Annotated in this window: 16 protein-coding genes and 1 riboswitch; of the genes, 5 read left to right on the top strand and 11 right to left on the bottom strand. The window is 37.5% G+C overall.

The window, feature by feature from the left end; genetic code table 11:
- Positions 1-21 precede the first annotated feature (21 nt).
- On the bottom strand, positions 22-3,027 hold the full coding sequence (gene ygfK / locus IGM13_RS10490; RefSeq protein WP_002419481.1) for a putative selenate reductase subunit YgfK: 3,006 nt from the start codon (positions 3,025-3,027) through the stop codon (positions 22-24).
- Positions 3,028-3,057: 30 nt separating this feature from the next.
- The gene (ssnA, locus tag IGM13_RS10495) at positions 3,058-4,392 is read right to left on the bottom strand and encodes a putative aminohydrolase SsnA (protein ID WP_048945188.1); all 1,335 of its coding nucleotides are present in this window, start codon (positions 4,390-4,392) and stop codon (positions 3,058-3,060) included.
- Positions 4,393-4,785: 393 nt separating this feature from the next.
- On the opposite strand from ssnA, the gene IGM13_RS10500 reads away from it, so the two are divergent.
- The 5 genes from IGM13_RS10500 to IGM13_RS10520 all read left to right on the top strand — a co-directional run bounded on the left by IGM13_RS10500 (position 4,786) and on the right by IGM13_RS10520 (position 9,423).
- Complete coding sequence (locus tag IGM13_RS10500) at positions 4,786-5,424, top strand: helix-turn-helix transcriptional regulator (protein WP_002381503.1); 639 nt, start codon at positions 4,786-4,788, stop codon at positions 5,422-5,424.
- A 205-nt stretch (positions 5,425-5,629) separates the two neighbouring features.
- Entirely contained in the window at positions 5,630-6,982 is a 1,353-nt protein-coding gene (locus IGM13_RS10505) for a Mur ligase family protein (RefSeq protein ID WP_002362254.1), read from the top strand.
- Positions 6,972-7,664, top strand: coding sequence for a type 1 glutamine amidotransferase (locus IGM13_RS10510; protein WP_048945187.1), 693 nt, complete (start codon positions 6,972-6,974; stop codon positions 7,662-7,664). The genes IGM13_RS10505 and IGM13_RS10510 overlap by 11 nt, the downstream gene beginning before the upstream one ends.
- A gap of 114 nt (positions 7,665-7,778) precedes the next feature.
- Positions 7,779-7,823, top strand: a riboswitch (PreQ1 riboswitch).
- Positions 7,824-7,900: 77 nt separating this feature from the next.
- Complete coding sequence (locus tag IGM13_RS10515) at positions 7,901-8,875, top strand: nucleoside hydrolase (RefSeq protein WP_002367139.1); 975 nt, start codon at positions 7,901-7,903, stop codon at positions 8,873-8,875.
- Positions 8,876-8,877: 2 nt separating this feature from the next.
- Positions 8,878-9,423: an ECF transporter S component gene (locus IGM13_RS10520; RefSeq protein ID WP_002368898.1), complete on the top strand. Its 546-nt coding sequence runs from the start codon at positions 8,878-8,880 to the stop codon at positions 9,421-9,423.
- Between the two features lie 54 nt (positions 9,424-9,477).
- On the opposite strand, the gene manA is transcribed toward IGM13_RS10520, so the two are convergent.
- From manA to IGM13_RS10565, 9 genes are all read right to left on the bottom strand, one after another.
- The gene (gene manA / locus IGM13_RS10525) at positions 9,478-10,449 is read right to left on the bottom strand and encodes a mannose-6-phosphate isomerase, class I (protein ID WP_002356580.1); all 972 of its coding nucleotides are present in this window, start codon (positions 10,447-10,449) and stop codon (positions 9,478-9,480) included.
- Positions 10,450-10,490: 41 nt separating this feature from the next.
- Positions 10,491-11,534, bottom strand: a complete 1,044-nt coding sequence (locus IGM13_RS10530; RefSeq protein ID WP_002367141.1) for a serine hydrolase domain-containing protein — start codon at positions 11,532-11,534, stop codon at positions 10,491-10,493.
- A 129-nt stretch (positions 11,535-11,663) separates the two neighbouring features.
- Positions 11,664-12,533 carry a VOC family protein gene (locus tag IGM13_RS10535; RefSeq protein ID WP_002411330.1) on the bottom strand — a complete coding sequence of 290 codons (870 nt, stop codon included), beginning with the start codon at positions 12,531-12,533 and terminating at the stop codon, positions 11,664-11,666.
- Between the two features lie 161 nt (positions 12,534-12,694).
- Complete coding sequence (locus IGM13_RS10540; RefSeq protein ID WP_002356577.1) at positions 12,695-14,563, bottom strand: ABC transporter ATP-binding protein; 1,869 nt, start codon at positions 14,561-14,563, stop codon at positions 12,695-12,697.
- Positions 14,560-16,287: an ABC transporter ATP-binding protein gene (locus IGM13_RS10545; protein ID WP_002379719.1), complete on the bottom strand. Its 1,728-nt coding sequence runs from the start codon at positions 16,285-16,287 to the stop codon at positions 14,560-14,562. The genes IGM13_RS10540 and IGM13_RS10545 overlap by 4 nt, the downstream gene beginning before the upstream one ends.
- A gap of 20 nt (positions 16,288-16,307) precedes the next feature.
- Positions 16,308-16,985: a TetR/AcrR family transcriptional regulator gene (locus IGM13_RS10550; protein ID WP_002367146.1), complete on the bottom strand. Its 678-nt coding sequence runs from the start codon at positions 16,983-16,985 to the stop codon at positions 16,308-16,310.
- Positions 16,986-17,133: 148 nt separating this feature from the next.
- A complete protein-coding gene (locus IGM13_RS10555) occupies positions 17,134-17,703 on the bottom strand; it encodes a guanylate kinase (RefSeq protein WP_002409632.1) in 570 nt (189 codons plus the stop codon).
- Between the two features lie 181 nt (positions 17,704-17,884).
- Positions 17,885-19,330, bottom strand: a complete 1,446-nt coding sequence (locus IGM13_RS10560; RefSeq protein WP_002382651.1) for a glycoside hydrolase family 1 protein — start codon at positions 19,328-19,330, stop codon at positions 17,885-17,887.
- 24 nt (positions 19,331-19,354) lie between these two features.
- Complete coding sequence (locus IGM13_RS10565) at positions 19,355-21,235, bottom strand: beta-glucoside-specific PTS transporter subunit IIABC (RefSeq protein ID WP_002367151.1); 1,881 nt, start codon at positions 21,233-21,235, stop codon at positions 19,355-19,357.
- Positions 21,236-21,243 lie beyond the last annotated feature (8 nt).

Raw genomic sequence — 21,243 nt, forward strand, 5'->3', positions numbered from 1 at the left:
CCCCCAGTCGTAAATTTCCTTTTATGCTTGCATACAATAAGCATATTCTTCAATCATAGTTACCATTAATGCGATTAAATCTTCTGGTACATCTAATCCTTGATCCGTTAATTGAATTGTTGACACCGTTCCCCATAAACGCAGTAAACAAATTTTATCCACAGGATTTTGAACATAGAAACCTGAATTAGTACTGTCATAAAAATCAGATTCACTGTTAAATAAGGTAAATTTGTCTTTGTAAGGGGCACTTGCATAAGGGCAAAATGTTTCACAGTTGCCACATTCGTTACACATCCGATCAACATGAACAATTTGTGGTTTTCCTTCGACGTACACAACAATATTTGCTCGGTTTGGACAGACATCCATACAAGATTCACAAATTGTGGAGCATTCTAAGCAACGACTAGCTTGACTACAAGACATCTCGTCTGTCACAAGGATACCCCGTTTGTTTCTAACAAATGCGACATCACTATTTAAATTATCTTTTTCATAGTGATGATTGTGGACAAGACAAATATTATTGGCCGCTTTGGTTGCATCAGCGATTGCTTCAACAATTGTGGCTGGTCCTAAATTAGCGTCACCAATGACATAGACGCCTGGTATATTTGTTTCCAATGTTTCTTGATTTGAAACGACTTTCCCATAGTTGTCTGTGTGAATGCCTAATGCTTGGTAAAATTCTGTATCTACTTTTTCACCAACAGCGGCAATCACTGTATCAGCAGGAATATCAATCATTTCTCCTGTACCAATCGGACGACGGCGTCCAGAAGCATCTCGTTCACCTAGGACCATTTTTTCACAAGTTAATTGTTGATTTTCATGTTTAATTGGCGAAAGTAATTCTAAAAAGTCGACACCATCTTCTAAGGCTAAATAAAGTTCTTCTTCATCTGCTGGCATATTGCGTTTATTCCGACGATAAACCACTGAGACTTTTTTAACACCAGGTAATGTTGTGGCTGCACGAGCACAGTCCATGGCTGTATTTCCGCCACCAACGACGACAATTTGTTCCCCGTAAGGATTAAGCGTTGGATTTTCTCGGTTTGCTTTTAAAAATTCTAACGAGTTCAATGCTCGCCCAGATTCTAAACGAAGGACCCCATGTTTCCATGCACCAATGGCATAAATAACATTCGTATAGCCTTGGTTTTTCAATTCTGCCAATGATGGCGCCTCTTGTCCTGTACGGAATTCAGCTCCCATAAATTCCGCTAACTGAACGTCTTTTTGAACAGATTCCATAGAAATTCGAAATTCTGGTACAATCTGGCTACAAACGCCCCCAATTGTCTCGGATTTTTCAAACACAGTAACAGGCATGCCTTCACGTGCTAATAAATACCCAGCAGAGATCCCTGCAGGGCCTCCACCCACAACAGCTGTTTTAGGTGCATTTTCTTTTGGCTGTGGCTTTTCTAGTGTCGTCAATAATTCATCATAAGCATGTTCAGCTGCTTCTAACTTCACTTCCCGAATATGAATAGATTCTTCATAAAATTGACGTGTACATTTAGTCATACAAGGATGTGCACAAATGGTTCCAGTAATAAAAGGCAATGGATTTTTATCGACAATTACTTGCAAGGCCTTTAAATAATTACCTTCACTTACATAACGAAGGTAAGCAGGAATATCCTGATTGATTGGACAACCACCGTCACTTCGACAAGGAGCGATATAACAATCTGTTAGTGGAACTGTTTTTCTTAGTTTGGTACTTTCTGGTAATTTAATTGATTTTTGGTAACGTGCTTGTGTTTTAGCTTTCTCAACAACTTGAGCTAATTTATCCAAGTTGACATGAACCATCTGAGGATATTCTGCTGCGCTTAATACATTAGCAACTTGATTCATTCGTTGATAGCCACCAGGTTTCAACAGCGTCGTTGCCATAGTGATTGGCCAAATCCCAGCATCAAATATTTCTTTACTATTGAAAATATCTGCACCGCCAGAATAAGAAATTTGTAGTTTCCCATCAAATGCTTCTGATAATTTTTGTGCCAATGAAATACTAAGAGGAAATAGCGAACGTCCTGACATGTACATTTCATCACCAGGTAATTCATTTGCTGCAATCGTTACTGGGAAAGTGTTCGTAATTTTAACTCCGAAGCTTAGATTTTTACTATTGGCTAATAATTGCAGACGTTGTAACATCGGTACTGCTTCTTCAAATTGTAAATCTTCTTTAAAATGGTGATCGTCAAAAACCATATAATCAAACCCTAGCTCATCCATCGTTTGACGCGCATATTCATAACCTAACATGGTTGGATTACATTTAATAAAGGAATGGAGCCCTTTTTCACTTAATAAATAGGCCGCAATTCGTTCAATTTCATCTGATGGACAGCCGTGTAAAGTCGACAGCGTAATAGAATGACAGACTTTAGGACTAATTGCTTCGATATATAAGTCATCTACTTTTTTAAAATAAGATAGATATTTTTTGGCAGCTGCTTGGCATTCCGCCCAAATCGGCGTTCCTTCTGCGTTCTGCATTTCGTTAATATAACGATCAATTTTTGGTGATTGAATCCCTGCCAAATCATAGCCAACACTCATGTTAAAAATGAAACCATTCGGGTCACCTAGCTCGAACTCTTTACTCAGTAACTTCAAAACGAACCATGCTTTGACGTATTCATCATAAGCTTGGGGAACGCGCAATTCTGTGGACCACTCAACGTTGTAACATTCATCCGCTGCTGCGATACATGGTTTACTCACCGGTAAATCTTCTCCATCCAGTATCTGGACTGTCTTAACTTCAAAAAAACGAGAACCTGTTAAATAGGCCGCAATAATATTTTGTGCTAATTGTGTATGAGGACCTGCTGCTGGACCACAAGGGGTTTCCATTTTTTCTCCAAATAACGAAATCGTTTTTGTAGGATCCGCATGATAAAATTTACGAATGCCAAAAATTGTGCCATCTTGTTGATACTCACTAAAAACCCAATTTAATAAAGCCTCAATTGAGATGGGATGCATAATATCACTCATTAACGTCACTCCTTTTATTTATAATGAAAGCTATTGATTTACTCGTTTCCAGAAAGATTGTGCTTGCGTTTGCGCATCATGCCAAACTTTCTCTTCATCAATTCCTTGAACTTCACGATTACGCATCCGAATTTCTCCATTAATCACCGTGTCAGTAACCATCCCACCATTCATGCCGAATAAAATGTGCATGTTATAATTCTCTTTTGTCATTGGTGTCGGTCCATGATAATCAACAATAATGACGTCTGCTGCTGCATCAGGTTCTAAAACGCCTAGCTTTGTTTTAAAATAGCGATTAGCCATTTGCGGATTATTATCAAACAGCATTGTGGGAATTTCTGCCCAAGCAGCATTTGGATCAGCTAAATGATGTTTGTGGATAACATTTCCTACCTTATAAGATTCCGTCACATCATTCGTATAACCATCTGTGCCAAGACCCATCAAAATACCATACTCATTAAACATACGCATCGCAGGTGGGCAGCCGACCGCATTCCCCATATTCGACTCTGGATTCGTGACCACCATTGTATCTGTATCTCTTAGTAATTCCATCTCATGAGGGCCAATATGGATGCAATGGCCTGCCATTGTCTGTTTTCCTAAAATTCCTAAATCAAATAATCGGTTCACAATCGGCTTCCCATATTTTTTCAAAGAATCATGAACATCGGCTAAATCCTCTGCAATATGAATATGATAACCAATCCCATCTGGCGTATTGGCTGCACATAATTCTAAAGAAGCATCTGATAAAGTAAAGGCTGCATGCATACCCATCATCGCTTTTTGCATATCATCCTTTCTTAAGGAACTGGCTTTAATAAAGGCGGCATTTTCTTGAACTGCTTCCCGCATTTTCTGCTCACCATCGCGATCAGAAACTTCATAACAAAGGCAGGTCCGAATCCCTAACTCGTCCGCTGCATTAGATAATTGGGTTAAACTCCCTGTAATTTCTCCGTAACTAGCATGATGATCAAAGACAGTTGTAACACCGTTGCGAATACTATCTAAATAAGCAACCTTACCACTTTGATAAGTGTCTTCTAATGTCAAGGCACGATCAATTCGCCACCATTGATCTACCAAAATATCCATGAAATTTTTAGGATGATAATTCGTTAAACTTAACCCACGTGCAAAGGTACTATAAATATGATTGTGCATGTTAATAAAGCCTGGCATAATCACTCCACCTTTAGCATCAATAAATGTCGCTTCTGGATAAGCTTGTTTTAAATCTTCTGTCGTTCCGACTTGTTTCACAACTTGACCATCAATCGCCACACACCCATTTTCAAAAAAATGATTCTGCGCATCCCGAATGATTAAACGCCCATTTCCAATTAATAACATGTATTCTCCTCCTATTTTTCAACCTATTCCCCACAAGCGGCAAACGCTTACAAATATATCGCTCAATCATTCACGAATATAGCTTGGCTAATCTACATTCCTTACGAAAAGCATTTGAAGCGCTTGCATTTTTTACTAACGAACTCATTAACTTGATTAAAGTATATCACCTTACCTTAAAAAAAACAATGCTGCCTAAAAAATATTTTTTAGAATTTTGACAGCCGTTATCTTGTATTATTATTTTTATCATGCTATCATTATTTTTCAGAACAGGTAGTACGCGACATTAAAGGATTTAGCCCTGCCTATTCCATTTAAAAATATTATGTTAAATTTGACACAATCTTATAAAAACTGTTTGTGCCAGGCACATTAGAAAGGAGCTTATTTATGTTATCCGACGAAAAACTTACTTTTTTAACACAAATTGCTAAAGGTTTAGCTGGTCAATTTGGTGAAAACTGCGAAGTCGTTATCCACCAAATCAATGAAGACAATATTAACAATTCTATTGTTTCCATTGAAAATGGTCATGTCTCTTCTCGTCATCTAGGCGATGGACCTTCTCAAGTAGTCTTAGAAGCCTTAAAAAAAGACCCTAGTGAGTTGAATGATCATATTAACTATCTGACCCGCACCCATGATGGTCGTATTTTAAAATCTAGTACAATGTATTTTAAAGATGAGAATGGTCAGCTCGATGGTATTTTTGCTATTAACTACGACATCACTACATTGATTGCTGCAGAGTCGAACTTAAAATCTTTGATTTCCACTGCAGAACCTGAAGAAGATAAAGACCCTGATTACATTCCTCAGGATGTTAATGAGTTGTTAGACGATTTAATTCATGAATCAGTCAAATTAGTTGGTAAGCCGGTCCCATTAATGACGAAGGACGATAAAATCAAGTGTATTCAATTTTTAAACAATAAAGGCGCCTTCTTAGTCACTAAATCTGGGGACAAAGTTTCTAACTTCTTCAATATTTCTAAATATACGCTATACAGTTATATTGATGCGAAATAAAAATGGAAATCGATGGACGATTTGTTGTTAAGACAAGTCGTCTATTCTCTTTTTTCCTTCACTATTCTACTTTTTCTAAAAGACTTTTTAAATAATAGTAAGAAAAAGTAAAAGGAATTAATTTTTTATTTTAGTTATGGTATGATAGATTGAGTTTAATTTAAAATAACGAAAAATTAAAGATATAGAAATTGGGGGACAACAAATGGGGATTCGAAGTCATTTAGCAATTGCTGCAGGAAAAACTTCGCAATGGGTTTTACAAACATTTTTTAAAGGCGGCAGTAGCTACCCAGGGAAATTAGCCCTAAAAATCGATCCTAAAATTTTAGATACATTGGCAAAAGACTATGAAATTGTCGTAGTCACTGGAACGAACGGCAAAACATTGACAACTGCTTTAACTGTTAACATTTTACGCCAAGAATTTGATGAGGTATTAACAAATCCAACGGGTGCTAACATGGAGCAAGGAATTGTCTCTACTTTTTTAAATGCCAAGGCGAAAAAAGGACAAAAGAAATTTGCGGTTTTAGAAATTGATGAAGCAAGTTTAAGCCGTGTCACTAAATATATTCAACCAAAATTATTTGTTTTTACGAATATTTTCCGCGACCAAATGGATCGCTATGGCGAAATCTATACGACGTATCGCTTAATTATGGAAGGTGCCGCTGCTGCTCCTGAAGCAACTATTTTGTGCAATGGTGATTCGCCAATTTTTAATTCAAAAGAAACTGTAAATCCTCGCAAATACTATGGATTTAATCATTTGCCACCGAAAGAGCAATTGGCTCATTACAATACAGATGGGGTTTTATGTCCAAAATGTAATCATATTCTTCATTATAAAATGATTACGTATGCTAATTTAGGTGATTACTATTGCCCAAATTGTGGCTTCAAACGCCCTGAATTGGATGTACAGTTAACGGAAATGGTCCGGATGGATAACACATCTGCTGATTTTGTGATTGATGGCGAAGAATATGGCATTGCTGTTGGCGGGATGTATAATGTTTATAATGCGCTAGCAGCCACAGCGGTAGCAGAATATTATCAGGTGGCACCAGATAAAATCCGAGCAGGCTTAGCTTATGATGAAAAAGTTTTTGGGCGTCAAGAAACTATTAAAGTTGGCGATAAAGAATGTACGTTAGTTTTAGTAAAAAATCCCGTTGGTTTAAATCAGGTCATTGATATGATGGGCTTAGCCCCTTACTCTTTCTCGCTGGTTTCATTATTAAATGCCAATTATGCAGATGGAATTGATGTCAGTTGGATTTGGGATGGTAATCATGAAGCCTTTGCTGATATGGACATTCCAAAAGTAATTGCTGGCGGTGATCGCCATGAAGATATGGCCTTGCGTTTAAAAGTTGCGGGTATTCCTGAAGAAAAATTACTAGAAATTCCTGATTTGGAGCAAGTAATTTCAGAAATTAAAACGTTGCCGACAGATCATGTCTATATTTTGGCAACCTATACTGCTGTTTTGCAATTAAGAAAATCATTAACAGCCCAAGGGTATATTCAAGGGGGAATGAATGGTGTCTAAAGAATTAGTCGTTTGTCATTTATATGGCAACTTATTAAATACTTACGGAGATAACGGAAATTTATTGATGCTTAAATATTTAACCGAAAAAATGGGCGTTACCTTCCGATCAGAAATTATCAGTATCTACGAACCGTTTGATCCCGAAAAATATGATTTAGTCTTTGTTGGTGGCGGTCAAGACTTCGAGCAATTGATCATCTCAGAAGACATTCAGAATAAAAAAGAAGCTTTGACTTCTTATATTGAAAATGATGGCGTCTTGTTAGCTATCTGTGGTGGTTATCAACTTCTAGGACATTACTATGTCGGCGCACAAGGCGAAAAAATTAAAGGAATCGGTGCATTAGATCATTACACTTTGAGCCAAGACAACAATCGTTTCATTGGTGATATCGAAATTTATAATGAAGAATTTGATGAAACGTATTATGGTTTTGAAAATCATAATGGCATGACTTTTTTAGGCGAAGGTGAACGACCTTTAGGAACAGTCAAACAAGGCAAAGGCAATAACGGTCAAGATAATGGCGAAGGCGTTATCTATAAAAATGTGTTTGGCTCCTACTTCCACGGTCCAATCTTAGCACGCAACAAAAATCTAGGGATTCGGTTAATTCGGACCGCTTTAGAGAAAAAATATGGTGAACCGATCGCTATTCCTGAAACGCTTTATAAATAAAAGAAGAATCTAGTTCCTACATATAGGACTAGATTCTTTTTCATTTCTCCGACAACTATTTACATCTTTACAAAATATAGTAAGATAAAGAGGTGCATTTAAAATCGAGAATTTCTCGGACTGGTTCGGAAACTTCCCAGAATAAAAAACTAAGTATCTCTCAATACTAACTCAAGTCATAGCTTTTTTAACAAGAGTTATCATTTGCAGTTAACGAAAAAGGAGGATTGGAAAAAATGCAAAAAGTAATTATTGATTGTGATCCTGGAATTGATGACACGCTTGCTCTCTTGTATGCACTTGCTTCACCAGAGCTAGATGTCCAAGCGATTACAGTTGTTTGTGGAAATGTCCCTGTGGAAATTGGCGTGGGAAATGTTTTTAAATGTTTAGAAAAAGTTAATCGCTTAGATATTCCTGTCTACCAAGGGGCTGCTAGCCCTTTAAAACGGCCATTTGTTAGTGCACAAGATACACATGGCATGGATGGTTTAGGTGAAACTTATTTCCCCAGAACTAGCAAAATCCAAGCACAAGCGCTTTCCGCTGCTGACTATTTAGCACAAACCTTTCAACAAGCTACCGATTGCTCAATCATTGCCCTTGGTCCTTTAACAAATATTGCGTTGGCTTTAAAAAAAGAACCTCTTCTGGGGCGAAATCTTCAACGTTTTGTCTCAATGGGTGGTACCTTTAAAAGCCACGGCAATTGCTCTCCTGTTGCAGAATTTAATTATTGGTGTGATCCTGATGCAGCAGCTTGGGTTTTTGAGGAATTAGGTGCAAAAATCGAGATGGTCGGCTTAGATGTCACGCGAGAAATTGTTTTTACACCAACAATTCTCAATTATTGTCAACGACTCAACCCCAAAATGGGGAATTACCTCGCCGAGATTACTCAATTTTATTTTGATTTTCATTGGAAATATGAACGTATTTTAGGGTGTGTTATCAACGATCCCTTAGCGGTTGCTTATTTTATTGATCCTACGCTCTGCCAAGGCTTTTCCAGTTACGGACAAATTGTTCCTGACGGCATTGCTATGGGGCAATCAATGATCGATCAGTATCATTTCCAGCAGCAACCAGCTAATTGTCATGTCTTGACTACGGTTGATAGTCAACAGTTTTTCGTGAAGTTTCTATCCATTCTTTTAAATGTACAAATAGATGAGATCGAAAGAGATTTCAAAAATTTAAGGATGGGATAACCATGAAAAAAATAACACCACGAATCATTACAATTATCGCTTTTAGTGTTGCTTTAAATTACCTTGGCAGTACCATTGCGTTACTCCTTCGTTTACCAATTTATCTTGATAGCGCGGGAACTATTTTTACAGGTGCGTTATTAGGCCCACTCTTTGGCGCACTGACAGGTATTTTAACAAGTCTACTAACTGGATTGACAACGGATATCTTTTCTCTGTATTATTCACCTGTCCAACTCTGCACAGGAATTTTAGCAGGCTTGCTCCTTCATCAGCAGTTAAAAGTAACCAAATTACCATTTAAAACGTTGTGGTTAACGATACCAGGAACAGTGATTTCTTCCTTGATTACAGTTTGTTTGTTTGGTGGAATTACTTCTGCTGGCTCCAGCATAATTGTCCAATTTTTATATGGTTTAGGCTTCAATCAGTTAGCAAGCGTCCTGTTGGTTCAATTGATAACAGATTACGGGGATCGTCTACTATCAGTCATCATCGTCACAGCTGTTATCGCTGCCTTACCTAAACGTTCCTTTATAACAAAATAAACTGTTTTAATGCCAAAAAAAGAGGAAATCATCTGTTGATGATCCCCTCTTTTTTTAGCGACTACCAGGTTCTGAAGCTATAATCGTTAGATCACCTTCAAAACGCCAGCTCGGAATATCTGTTGGAAAGATAAAGCTATCGCCTTTTTTCAAATCAAAAGTAGCCACATCTGCTTTTGCAGCATCTTCTGTAATCAATCGACCAACACCTTCAATAACTGTTGCTAATGTATAAGGTGCTTGTTTTTTAACTTTTAGAATCCCACTGACACGCCACTCATAGACATTAAAGAAATCTGTTTTTACATAAGTAACAATGCTTGATTGTCCTTGATTTTCTTGTTGAATAGAGAGGTCAGGATCCTTCGCCGGAACGGTTGTCACATCAATGGATTGTTGAATATGCAATTCCCGGGTCTTTCCTTGATCATCTGTTCGATCATAATCATAAACCCGATACGTAGTATCACTGCTTTGTTGCGTTTCTAAAATTAAAATACCCGAGCCGATGGCATGAATAGTGCCGCTTGGTACATAATAAAAATCGCCTTTTTTCACTGGTACTTTTCTTAAAAGATCGTCCCAACGACCTTCTTCAATCATTTCTGCAAGTTCTTCTTTTGTTTTCGCGTGATGTCCATAAATGATTTCAGCGCCAGGTTCTGCATCAATAATGTACCAACATTCAGTTTTGCCTAGCTCGCCTTCATGTTTTTGGCCATATGCATCATCGGGATGAACTTGCACGGATAAATCATCTTCAGCATCTAAAATTTTCGTTAATAATGGAAAGACAGCACCACCTGCATGGCCGAATAGCTCTTGATGGTCTGCCCACAATTCATCTAATTTTTTTCCTTTAAATTCGCCATTTAAAACAGTACTAACGCCATGTGGATGTGCACTGATGGCCCAATCTTCACCAATTTTATCGCTCGGTAAATCAAAACCAAATAGCGTGTGTAGACGATTGCCGCCCCAAATTTTTTCTTGAAAAACAGGTTGTAAAAATAATGGTTCTTGCATTGACTGTGACCTCCCAAATTGAATTCGCTCTCATTATATCACTAAAAACTAGTCATTTCATCTGAAACTGATGATTTCTCTTTTAAATAGGTTGCCAACAACTGATCTCTTTCTTCGATATAAGTGTTCCGGTGGTCCTCTGGATGGACTCGATTAGATAAAAAGATAAACGCTGATTGTTGTTGCACATCAATTAGCAAAAAAGTTCCCGTATAGCCTGTATGGAATAATAATGGCCGTTGCGTAGCTACATCATATTTAAAATCCCAGCCTAGAGAACGTGGTTTATCTGCAGCTGGCACTTGGTTAACTAGTAACAAATCAATCGTCTCTTTTTTCAAGAATTGGTGATTGTGATAACTGCCTCGATTTAAATACATTCGAACAAATTTTGTTAAATCATAGACATTGCTAAACAAGCCAGCATTCCCTGCATGTTCCCGTAAAACGAATGCCTTAGGATCATGGGTTGCACCTCGAATCAACCCTCTTTGTTCATGTAATTCTGTTGGCACACAGTTTAAAGGATTCTTTGGTAGAAACGTACTTTCGTTCATCCCTAAAGGAAGCAATACTCGCTCAGATAAAATTTCTATCATTGATTGCTGGAACATTTCTTCTAACATAAAGCCTAATAAAATAGTCCCTGCATCTGTATAGACGACTTTTTTACCTATTGCTTTGCCTGCGTGAAATGAATGATTGTAGGCGTCTTTTAATTCTTGGGCATTCAGCTGATCACGATTAGGAATATAGCCTTGTAAATCTGCCGTATGTGTCAACAAATGCCGGATTGTAATGTTAGAATCTTGAAAAGAGGGATAATAAGTTTGTAATGATTGATCTAGAATAATTTTTCCTTCTTCCACTAATTGCAAAATAACGGTGGTGGTGCCGACTACTTTGGTTAAAGAAGCCACATCAAACAGCATGGCCGAGGTTAATTGTTCTTTGGTGGGTTTTACTTGTGCGAGTCCCCAACAATTGCTCTCCTCTTTTTCACCTTCAATGAAACAAAAACTAGCCCCCGAAAAAACACCTTTTTTCATCATATTTTGAATTTTCCACTTTGTTTTTTCGTACATTTTTTCACCTACTATTTTTAATATTAAAGGAAAAGTCTAGAATAAGTCCCGAACAAAAGCAGCGTTAAACTTTTATTCCGACTTTATTCCAGACTTGCTAAAACAAGCTTATTTTGTCTGTCTAAGCGTTTATTTTAAGACAAACCACCATTCCAAGCCAATTGGATCAAACACAGTGACAATCGCTTTTTTCTGGTCAATAAAGAACTCTTGATTTTTTGCCGTTAATTGTTGCTCCATTGCTAAAATATGGTCTTGATCAGAGAGCTTAATGGTAAAGAAATCTAAACCTAAGTGTGGATCAGGTAATTGATCCACTTCACTTGTTTCAGGTTTTTGGAATCCAATAGTTGCTTTGCCATCTTCTAAAACAAATTGATCTTTTTCATTGTGTTTTAAACCCAGAACTTCCTCATAGTATGCTTTTATTTCTTTTTGATTGTTTGTTTTTAATTGCACATGCGCTAAATATGACCCAGCGGCTAACCCTTGATGTGGCTCTAAGTCCTCACTGATAAGATCTTTAAGCACAATCGGTTGCTTTTCAGAAGTCGAATTTGCTGTTGCTTCATCGTGAAAAATCTCAAATTGATTGCCTTCAAGATCAGTAATGAACATGCTTTGACGTGTGCCAATTTGGAAACTTTCATCAATTGGATAGTCTTGTTCAAGCACTCGTTGAGCAATTTGTAAAAATTCTTTTTCCGTAGGAACTTTAATTGAAAAATAAGCCATTTGCTTTTCTTCATTATGAAAATCTTCGGCTTTTCTAGTTTCTTCTAAAATTAATAATTGCGTTCCTGCTTCACGTGTACCCCAGATAGACAGGTTATTTTCTTCTGACTTTAAAACAAAACCCATTACTTTTTTATAAAAGTCGACCATTTCGCCAACTTTTTTCGCACGAATGGCAATTGTTTTTAATGTCGCAGCTTTTTCTAATTGAAATTCAGTCATTTTTTCTGTTACCTCCATTTTCTTCTCTCCCATTTTATACATCTCTTGCTATTTCATCAAGTAATATCCTGTTTTTCTCAAAAGAAAATAGAAATTTTTCAATTTCGCTAACTTTTTGTTAAAAAAATAAGGCTTCAGGAACCAGTCTTTACGACTATGGCTCCTTCAGCCCCATCATGAATTACTATTTTTTTCTTCGCCTTTTAGGCTACTTCTTCTGAAAACTGACTGTTATATAAATCAGCATAAAAACCGTTTTTCGCCATTAATTCATCGTGGGTTCCTGTTTCTACAATTGAACCTTCTGCCATAACGATAATCGTATCGGCATCACGGATAGTCGACAAGCGATGAGCGACTACAAAGCTGGTCCGATTCTCCAATAAACGATTCATTGCTGCTTGAATCAGTATTTCTGTTCGAGTGTCCACACTTGAGGTGGCTTCATCCAAAATTAAAACGTCTGGATTTGCTAAGAATGCTCGAGCAATTGTAATTAATTGTCGTTGACCTTGAGAAATATTGCTGGCTTCTTCATTTAGAATCGTTTGATAGCCTTCTGGTAATTTTCTGACAAAATCATCCACATGGGCTGCTTTCGCCGCACGGATCACTTCTTCTTCGCTCGCTTGGTCATTACCATAATGAATATTGTCATAGATACTTCCAGTGAACAACCAAGTATCTTGAAGAACCATTGAAAAGTGTGCTCGCAACTCTTCGCGAGATAAATCGCGCGTATCAACGCCATCATATTTGATGCTGCCGCTACTAATATCATAGAAGCGTTCCAATAAGTTAATTAGGGTTGTTTTCCCAGCACCTGTTGGGCCCACGATTGCGACCATTTCCCCAGGTTTAACATTTAAATTGAAATCTTTCATTAATAATTTCTCTGGTGAATAGCCAAAAGCAACATGTTCAAAAGAAACACGATAAGGACTATCTGTTTCCACTGGTACGCCAGAAGGTTCATCCACCATTTCTTCTTCATCTAATACTTCAAAGACACGTTCTGCCGAAGCCACCGTAGCTTGGATTGTATTCATTAAATTAGCGATTTGAGTAATCGGTTGTGAAAATTGATTGGTATATTGAAGAAATGCTTGAACATCCCCTAAATCCATCATACCATTCGCTACTTTTACGCCACCAAGGACTGCAACAAACACATAGCCTAGATTTTTGATAAAGTTCATTAAAGGCATAATGATCGCTGAAATAAATTGTGCTTTGCGACCAGCATGATATAATTTTTCATTTTCTTTTTCAAATACTTCTTGATCACTTTCTTCGTGGTTGAAACTTTTTACTACTACGTGACCACCGTAGGTTTCTTCGACTTGGTTATTCAATAATCCTAAGCTTTTTTGTTGAGCCGCAAAATGTTTTTGCGAGCGAGGCGCCACAACCATCACAACAATTAAACTTAATGGCACTGTTGCTAAGGCAATTAGTGTTAACTGCCAGCTAATGGTCAGCATCATCCAAAGTACACCCACAAATGTCACGATACTGGTAATTAATTGGGTTAAGTTTTGTTGTAAAGTACTCGCAATATTATCCATGTCGTTAATTGCCCGCGACATAATGTCCCCATTACTATGAGTATCATAATAGGAAATTGGAACTTTGTTCATTTTCGCTTCTAATTCTTGACGTAATTCATAAACTGTTCGCTGTGAAACACGTGTCATAATTACTTGCTGTAAGAAATTAAAGACAGCAGAAATAAGGTACATGGCAATAACAATTAATAAAATTTGACCGATTTTGTCAAAATCAATTGGGAAAGAAGTTATTTTTAAGCCTTGTTTCATTTCAGCAGCGCCTTTCATGACGCCTTTAAAAATTTCAGTTGTTGCCTGTCCTAATACTTTTGGTGTTTGGATTTGGAAAACGACGGCTGCGATTGCTAACACTAAGACAGCAATAATTGACAGCATTCGTTTAGACATGTATCGAAATAAACGTTTCACTGTTTTCCAGAAATTTTTTGGTTTTGGCCCTTTTGCGCCAATGTTGCGTCCTGGTCCACCGCCCATTGGTCCGCCTTTTGGTCGACTACTCATGCAAGGTCCTCCTCTCTCAATTGAGAATGTACAATTTCTTGATACGTTTGGTTATTCGCTAATAACTCTTCATGCGTTCCTTTACCAACTAATTTCCCTTCGTCTAATACTAAAATTGTCGATGCTTCCATAACCGTACTTACACGTTGAGCCACTAAAACGACAATTGCATCCGTCATCTGCTCTTTTAAGGCTTTTCTTAAATTAGCATCTGTTTTGAAATCCAATGCAGAAAAGGAATCATCAAAAACATAGACATCTGCTGGTTTTACTAAAGCACGAGCAATAGCCAACCGCTGGCGTTGTCCGCCAGAAAAATTACCGCCGCCTTGTTCGACATGACTATCCAAACCTTCTGCCAATTCTGAAACAAACGCCTTCGCCTGCGCGATTTCTAAAGCTTGCCAAATTTCTTCATCGGTCGCATTTGGGGCGCCGTATTGCATATTTTCACGAATCGTTCCTGTAAATAAAACAGCCTTTTGCGGTACAAAGCCAATCATTTCTCGTAAATTATGCTGTGACGTATCTTTAATGTTTTTACCATTTAGCAAAATTTTGCCAGATTCAACATCATAAAAACGTGGTAAAAGATTAACCAGCGTTGTTTTCCCAGAACCAGTCCCACCAATAATCGCGACCGTCTCCCCAGATTTTGCTGAAAAATCTATATCTTCCAGTGCTAAGTTTTCAGCATGCTGGTAACGATAATTAACATGTTCAAATGCCAATGTTGCTTTGTCGCCTTTTAGAGAGAGTAGTTCTGGATTGGGTACATCTTTGATTTCTGAATCAGTATTTAGCACCTCATTAATCCGATCAGCAGAAGCTTGCGCCCGCGGTACCATGACAAAAATCATAGATAACATCATGAAACTCATCAGAATTTGCATGGCATAAGTCATAAAGGCGATTAAGTTCCCTACTTCTAGTTGCATTTCCGCAATATAATGACCGCCAAACCAGGTGATTGCAATATTGGTACCACTCATAATGAGTGTCATTAAAGGAATCATCAAAGCGACAATCGTATTCACTTTAATCGCCGTTTGTGTATAATCCTTATTAGCTTCATCAAAACGTTGTTCTTCATAGTTTGCTTTGCCAAAGGCCCGAATCACACGAACCCCTGTCAGTCCTTCACGAAAAACTAAATTTAAACGGTCTGTTTTCTTTTGCATGCTTTTAAATAACGGAACCGCTAAAAACATGATACCGCCCACTAAAACAGCCATAATTGGTAAAACATATAGAAAAATTTTCGTTAATTGTGGGTCCTTGTTATACGCCATAAAACTTGCACCAATTAACGTTAAAGGTGCGTTAATCATTAAACGTAAAAACATTTGCATAACCATTTGAATCTGATTGACATCATTGGTTGTTCGTGTAATTAGCGAAGCTGTCCCGAATTTGTCAAATTCATTATTAGAAAAATTTTCAACTTTTCGATAAATATCAGTCCGTAATTTTTTACCTAAACTTTGTGATTCTTTGGTGGCAAAAAAGGTATTTCCAATAGAAGCGACAATGCTAATCAAAGAAAAGCCTAACATGACAACTCCTGTACTCCAAATATAGTTAATATCTCCTTTAGCGACACCGTCATTAATGATATTAGATGTTAATGTGGGCAGATATAAATCTGCGATAATTTGTACGATCATAAATACAACCGCTGCAAAGACCGACCATAACGACATCCGTTTGACTAGTTTAATCAACTAACTTCTCCTCCTTTTTGCTACTTATAAGCGCCATTTTTCAACCAATTTAATTTCATTTTTAATTGTTTGACTGCTTCAGTTGAATCATAGGCAGTATTTTCTCTTTGTTGACGATACCCATCAACAATTGTTGAGAAAACGGCATGCATCGCCGTCTGCATGAACCATGTGAATTCTTTTGGCGTTTCAATGGTTAATTTCGAACGATCAATTATTTGATAAAGATGTTCTGCATAGGCAGCATGGCCTTTTCTTCCTCTATGCTTATGACAGTGCTGTTTCCTATTTTTTTCCTCTTCTCCAGTCGCTAAATTATCCGTCACCCGACGTGAAGCACGATAATCCATGTTGACAAATAAATTCCGATAGAAAGAAGCATTCTCTCCAGTTAGCACTTCGACAATCATTTTGGAGAAATAGACATCCATGGCTTCGATTAAATCACCATTTTCTGCAATAATTTGTTTCTCTAAATCTCGTTCACTATTTTTTCTTAATGTCGCAAAGTAATAAAAATACAAATCTTCTTTGTTCTCAAAATATTGATAAAAGCTACCGCGAGGAATTTCCGCTAATTTAACAATATTTGCAATTGACGCTTCTTGTAAAGAATGGCGCGAAAATTCAATTTGCGCAGCATCTAATAAGCGTTGTTGCTTTTCTTCTGGCAAATGAAAAAACGTATTCGTAGGCATATTTGTGTTCCTCCCTTTTATGACACATTGTCATATGACACCATGTCATTATAGCACTCTCTATTCAGAATGCAAGTTTTTTACAAAAAAAAATCAAGCACCTAGCAAGACAAAATTGATGTTAGATTCTGTCTCACCAGTTGCTTGATTAATAATAGTGTTTGATGCATTCTTGTAACAAGCCAGCGACCTCTTTTATAGGTCCATTGGCATCTATTCGTTGATAATTAGGATATTGTTCCAATTGGTTTTTGATAAGAATTTCTTGATCATAAAGGTTTAAACGTTCTTCAATAATTTTAGGATCAGATTCTCGTTGCTTTAAACGTTGATAAATATTTTCTTTTGAAACGTCAAAAAAAACTGGAATGACGGACTCACCAAAACGCTCAAAGACCGCTTGAAAGCCTGGAAAAGTTAACGCATTATAGGCTGGATGCTCTTTCGTTGTTTCAACGATGGCAGCTACACCGACACCGTAATAGTTTCCATGGTAAAAATCATACTCCACTAACTGATTGATTTCAATCAAGGTTTGAAAACTTGCTTTTGTTTCAAAATAGTAATCCACACCATCCACTTCATCCAACCGTTTTTTCCTCGTAGTATGCGAGATAACTTTATAGTTTTTCGGAAAAACCTTACTTGTAATTGCGGTCTTGCCAGAACCACTAGGACCCATAATAACAAAAAATGGATGTTGTAATTGCTTAATCATTAGAAACGCTCCTCTCAGTTGTTTCTATTATAACGTATTGTGCACTATTTTGAAAAATTGACAAAAAAGAGCTTGGGCCAAAAATCACTTTAGATTTTTGGCCCAAGCTTAAAAATTAATAGACGGCGGGAACAGAAGCAACAACCTGCTACGCTTATCTTGTTTTGTTTAATTACAATAACTAGTCTAAGTTTTGTCCATTAGTTTCGATAACTTGTTTGTACCAATTAAACGATTTTTTTTCATAACGGTTTTTAGTACCATTTCCTTCATCGTCTAAATCAACGTAAATAAACCCATACCGTTTACTCATTTCACCTGTGGAAGCACTGACTAAATCAATACAGCCCCACGGCGTATAGCCCATTAAATCGACGCCATCTGCAACTGCTTCTGCCATTGCTTCAATATGACGACGTAAATAATCAATCCGATAGTCGTCTGCCACATAGAAATTTTCGTCTACTTTATCAATTGCACCTAAGCCGTTTTCCACAATAAATAAAGGTTTTTGATAACGATTATATAATTCATTTAGGGCAATTCGTAAGCCTTCGGGATCAATTTGCCAACCCCATTCACTTGCTTCTAAGAAGGGATTTTTAACGCCGCCTAAAAGATTCCCATTTGCTGTATCGTTGGTAGTACCAGTAACATCGACAGCAGTCGACATATAATAACTAAAGCCAATGTAATCCACTGGGTATTCTTTTAATAATTCTAAATCGCCTTCTTCAATGACTAAGTCTTTCACAGCATATTTTTGATATATGCGTTCTGCGTATGCTGGATATTCACCACGAACTTGAACATCTGTACAATAATAATTAAACTCTTGGTTTTCAATCATTGTAGCAACTTGATTGACTGGATTCGAATCAATGCCATACGTTGTTGCATAAATAATCATACATCCAATTTTTAATTCTGGATTTAATTCATGGCCAATTTTTACAGCTTTACTACTTGCAACAAATTGATTATGCCATGCTTGGAAAATGTTTTGATAATCATTGGCTCCATTGCTTTTTACCAATCCTTGACTAAGTGCTGGGAAATGAAAAGCTGAATTAATTTCATTGAATGTCATCCAATAGTTAACTTTTTGGTGGTAACGTGTTAAAACAGTTTCCGCAAAACGTTCATAAAAGTCAACTAATTGACGATTTTTCCACCCGCCGTATTCTTTCGCTAAATGCAGTGGCATTTCATAATGAGAAATCGTAATTACTGGTTCAATGTTATAGCTTAAACATTCATCGATAACCGCATCATAAAATTTCAAGCCGGCTTCATTCGGTTGTGTTTCATCTCCTTGTGGAAAAATACGCGACCACGCAATTGAAAACCGATAACATTTGAAGCCCATTTTAGCAAACAACGCAATGTCCTCTTTAAAGCGATCATAGTGATCAATTCCTGTATGATTAGGGTAGCGATATTTCGTTTCGTCAATCGTCCAATCAAACGCTTCATCTCCTAAAATAGCGAAACGTTGTTTTCCTCCCGGCATCGCATCTGCCACAGATAAACCTTTACCGTCGGCTAAGTAAGCCCCTTCTAATTGATTGGCTGCGGTCGCACCGCCCCATAAAAATCCTTTTGGAAATTTTGTCGTTGTTGTCATACTTGTTCCTCCTCCAATTGTCTTTTATTTAATAATGGCTAAAAAGTCTTCACCATGTAACACGTCTGTTTGGTTCATATCCAAAACATCTAAATAATCATTCGTATTCGTTACCACAATCGGTGTAACTACTGGATAACCAGCTTCTTTAATGGCAGCAATATCAAAAGTAACCAGCAAATCTCCCTTTTTAACAGAATCACCTTGTTTCACTGATAATTCAAAGCCTTTACCATCTAATTCGACTGTATCCATGCCAATATGCATTAATAATTCAACGCCCTCTGTTGTCGTCAAGCCAACAGCATGTCCTGTCGGAAATAATGTGGTGATTTCACCATCTGCGGGTGCATATAGTTTGCCTTCAGTCGGCTCAATTGCAACACCTTTTCCTAAAGCACCTGACGCAAAAACAGGGTCTTGTACTTTTTCTAGCGGTAAAATTTCACCTTGAAGTGGACTTACTAAAATAATTTTGTCTTCTTGATTCGTTTTTACAGGTGCCACCATCTTATCAGTTGCTGTTTTTTCAGTTGCTGTTTCTGGATTAGGTTGATCTTCAAAACGTAAGACAAACGTTAAGACAAACGCAATGATAAAGGCAATTCCGGCACCAATTGCACCAGTAATCATCGGTGCAGTATCTTTTGTCTCTGCAGGAATAAAGCCAGGCAAGCTCAACATACTAACCAAGCCAAACGTAAAGTTTTTCACGTGATTCATAGCCACAAATGCTCCACCGATACCGCCACCAATACAAGCTGCAATAAATGGTTTTTTCAATGGTAAAGTCACGCCATATACAGTTGGTTCAGTAATTCCAAAAATAGTCGTAATACTTGAAGACAAAGCCAAACCTTTTAGTTTCACATTTTTTGTTAGGAAAAAGACAGCTAAAGCAGCCCCGCCTTGTGCAATAACGGCTGGTAATAACATTGGTACCATCGTATCGCCACCTTGTGTTAAGTTTAACATCATAATTGGTACAAAGCCCCAATGCATACCAAACATTACCAAGACTTGCCACAACGAACCCATTAATAACCCTGCGATAATTGGACTAAAAGCGTAAATTGCGTTGTATCCTTGTCCCAACCAATCGCCAATGACCGTCCCGATAGGACCAATAGCTAAGAAGGTAACAGGTGCCATAATAAGGAAAACAGCTAACGGAACGCAGATAATTTGTAGAAAACTCGGAATTACTTTTTTGAAGAAACGTTCTACATAACTTTGTGCAAAAACAGCCAAAATAATTGGTAAAACCGAAGAAGTATAGCCACTTGGCCCAATAATCACTGGAAGACCAGCAAAGCTAATTGTTTTGCCTGCTAAAGCAGTAATGCTGGGATGAACCAAGGCCATCGCCAAAGCAACCGCTAAAAAGGGATTAGTATTGAATTTTTTAGCAGCCGTAAACGCTAACATAATTGGTAAGAAAGTAAATAAGCCATCTGCAATCGAAAAGAGAACAAGATATACGCCTGAAGTGTCAGCTAACCAGCCCATAGTTACAGCTAATGTTAAGAAGCCTTTTAGAACCCCAGCGCCGGCCATTGCACCTAAAAACGGTGTAAAAATAGAAGAAATAATATCAATTAAACGGTTAAAAATATTTCCGCCACTTTCTTTTTCTCTATTATCAGAATCATTACCTAGTCCACTGTTGGCCATCAAATCCTTATAGACATCACTAACGTGACTGCCAATAACCACTTGATATTGTCCTGCACTTTGAACTACCTGAATAACATCTGGGTCAGCATTCAATGCAGCTGTATCTGCTTTATTCTCATCTTTTAATTTAAAACGTAAGCGCGTAGCACAGTGAACAACACTATTAACGTTGCCTTCGCCCCCAACAGCTTTTAACACACGTGCTGCAATTTCTTGATTTTTACTCATCTCTAGAT

Origin of the sequence: Enterococcus sp. DIV0561 (assembly GCF_050539875.1) — a bacterium.
Lineage (GTDB): Bacteria > Bacillota > Bacilli > Lactobacillales > Enterococcaceae > Enterococcus > Enterococcus faecalis.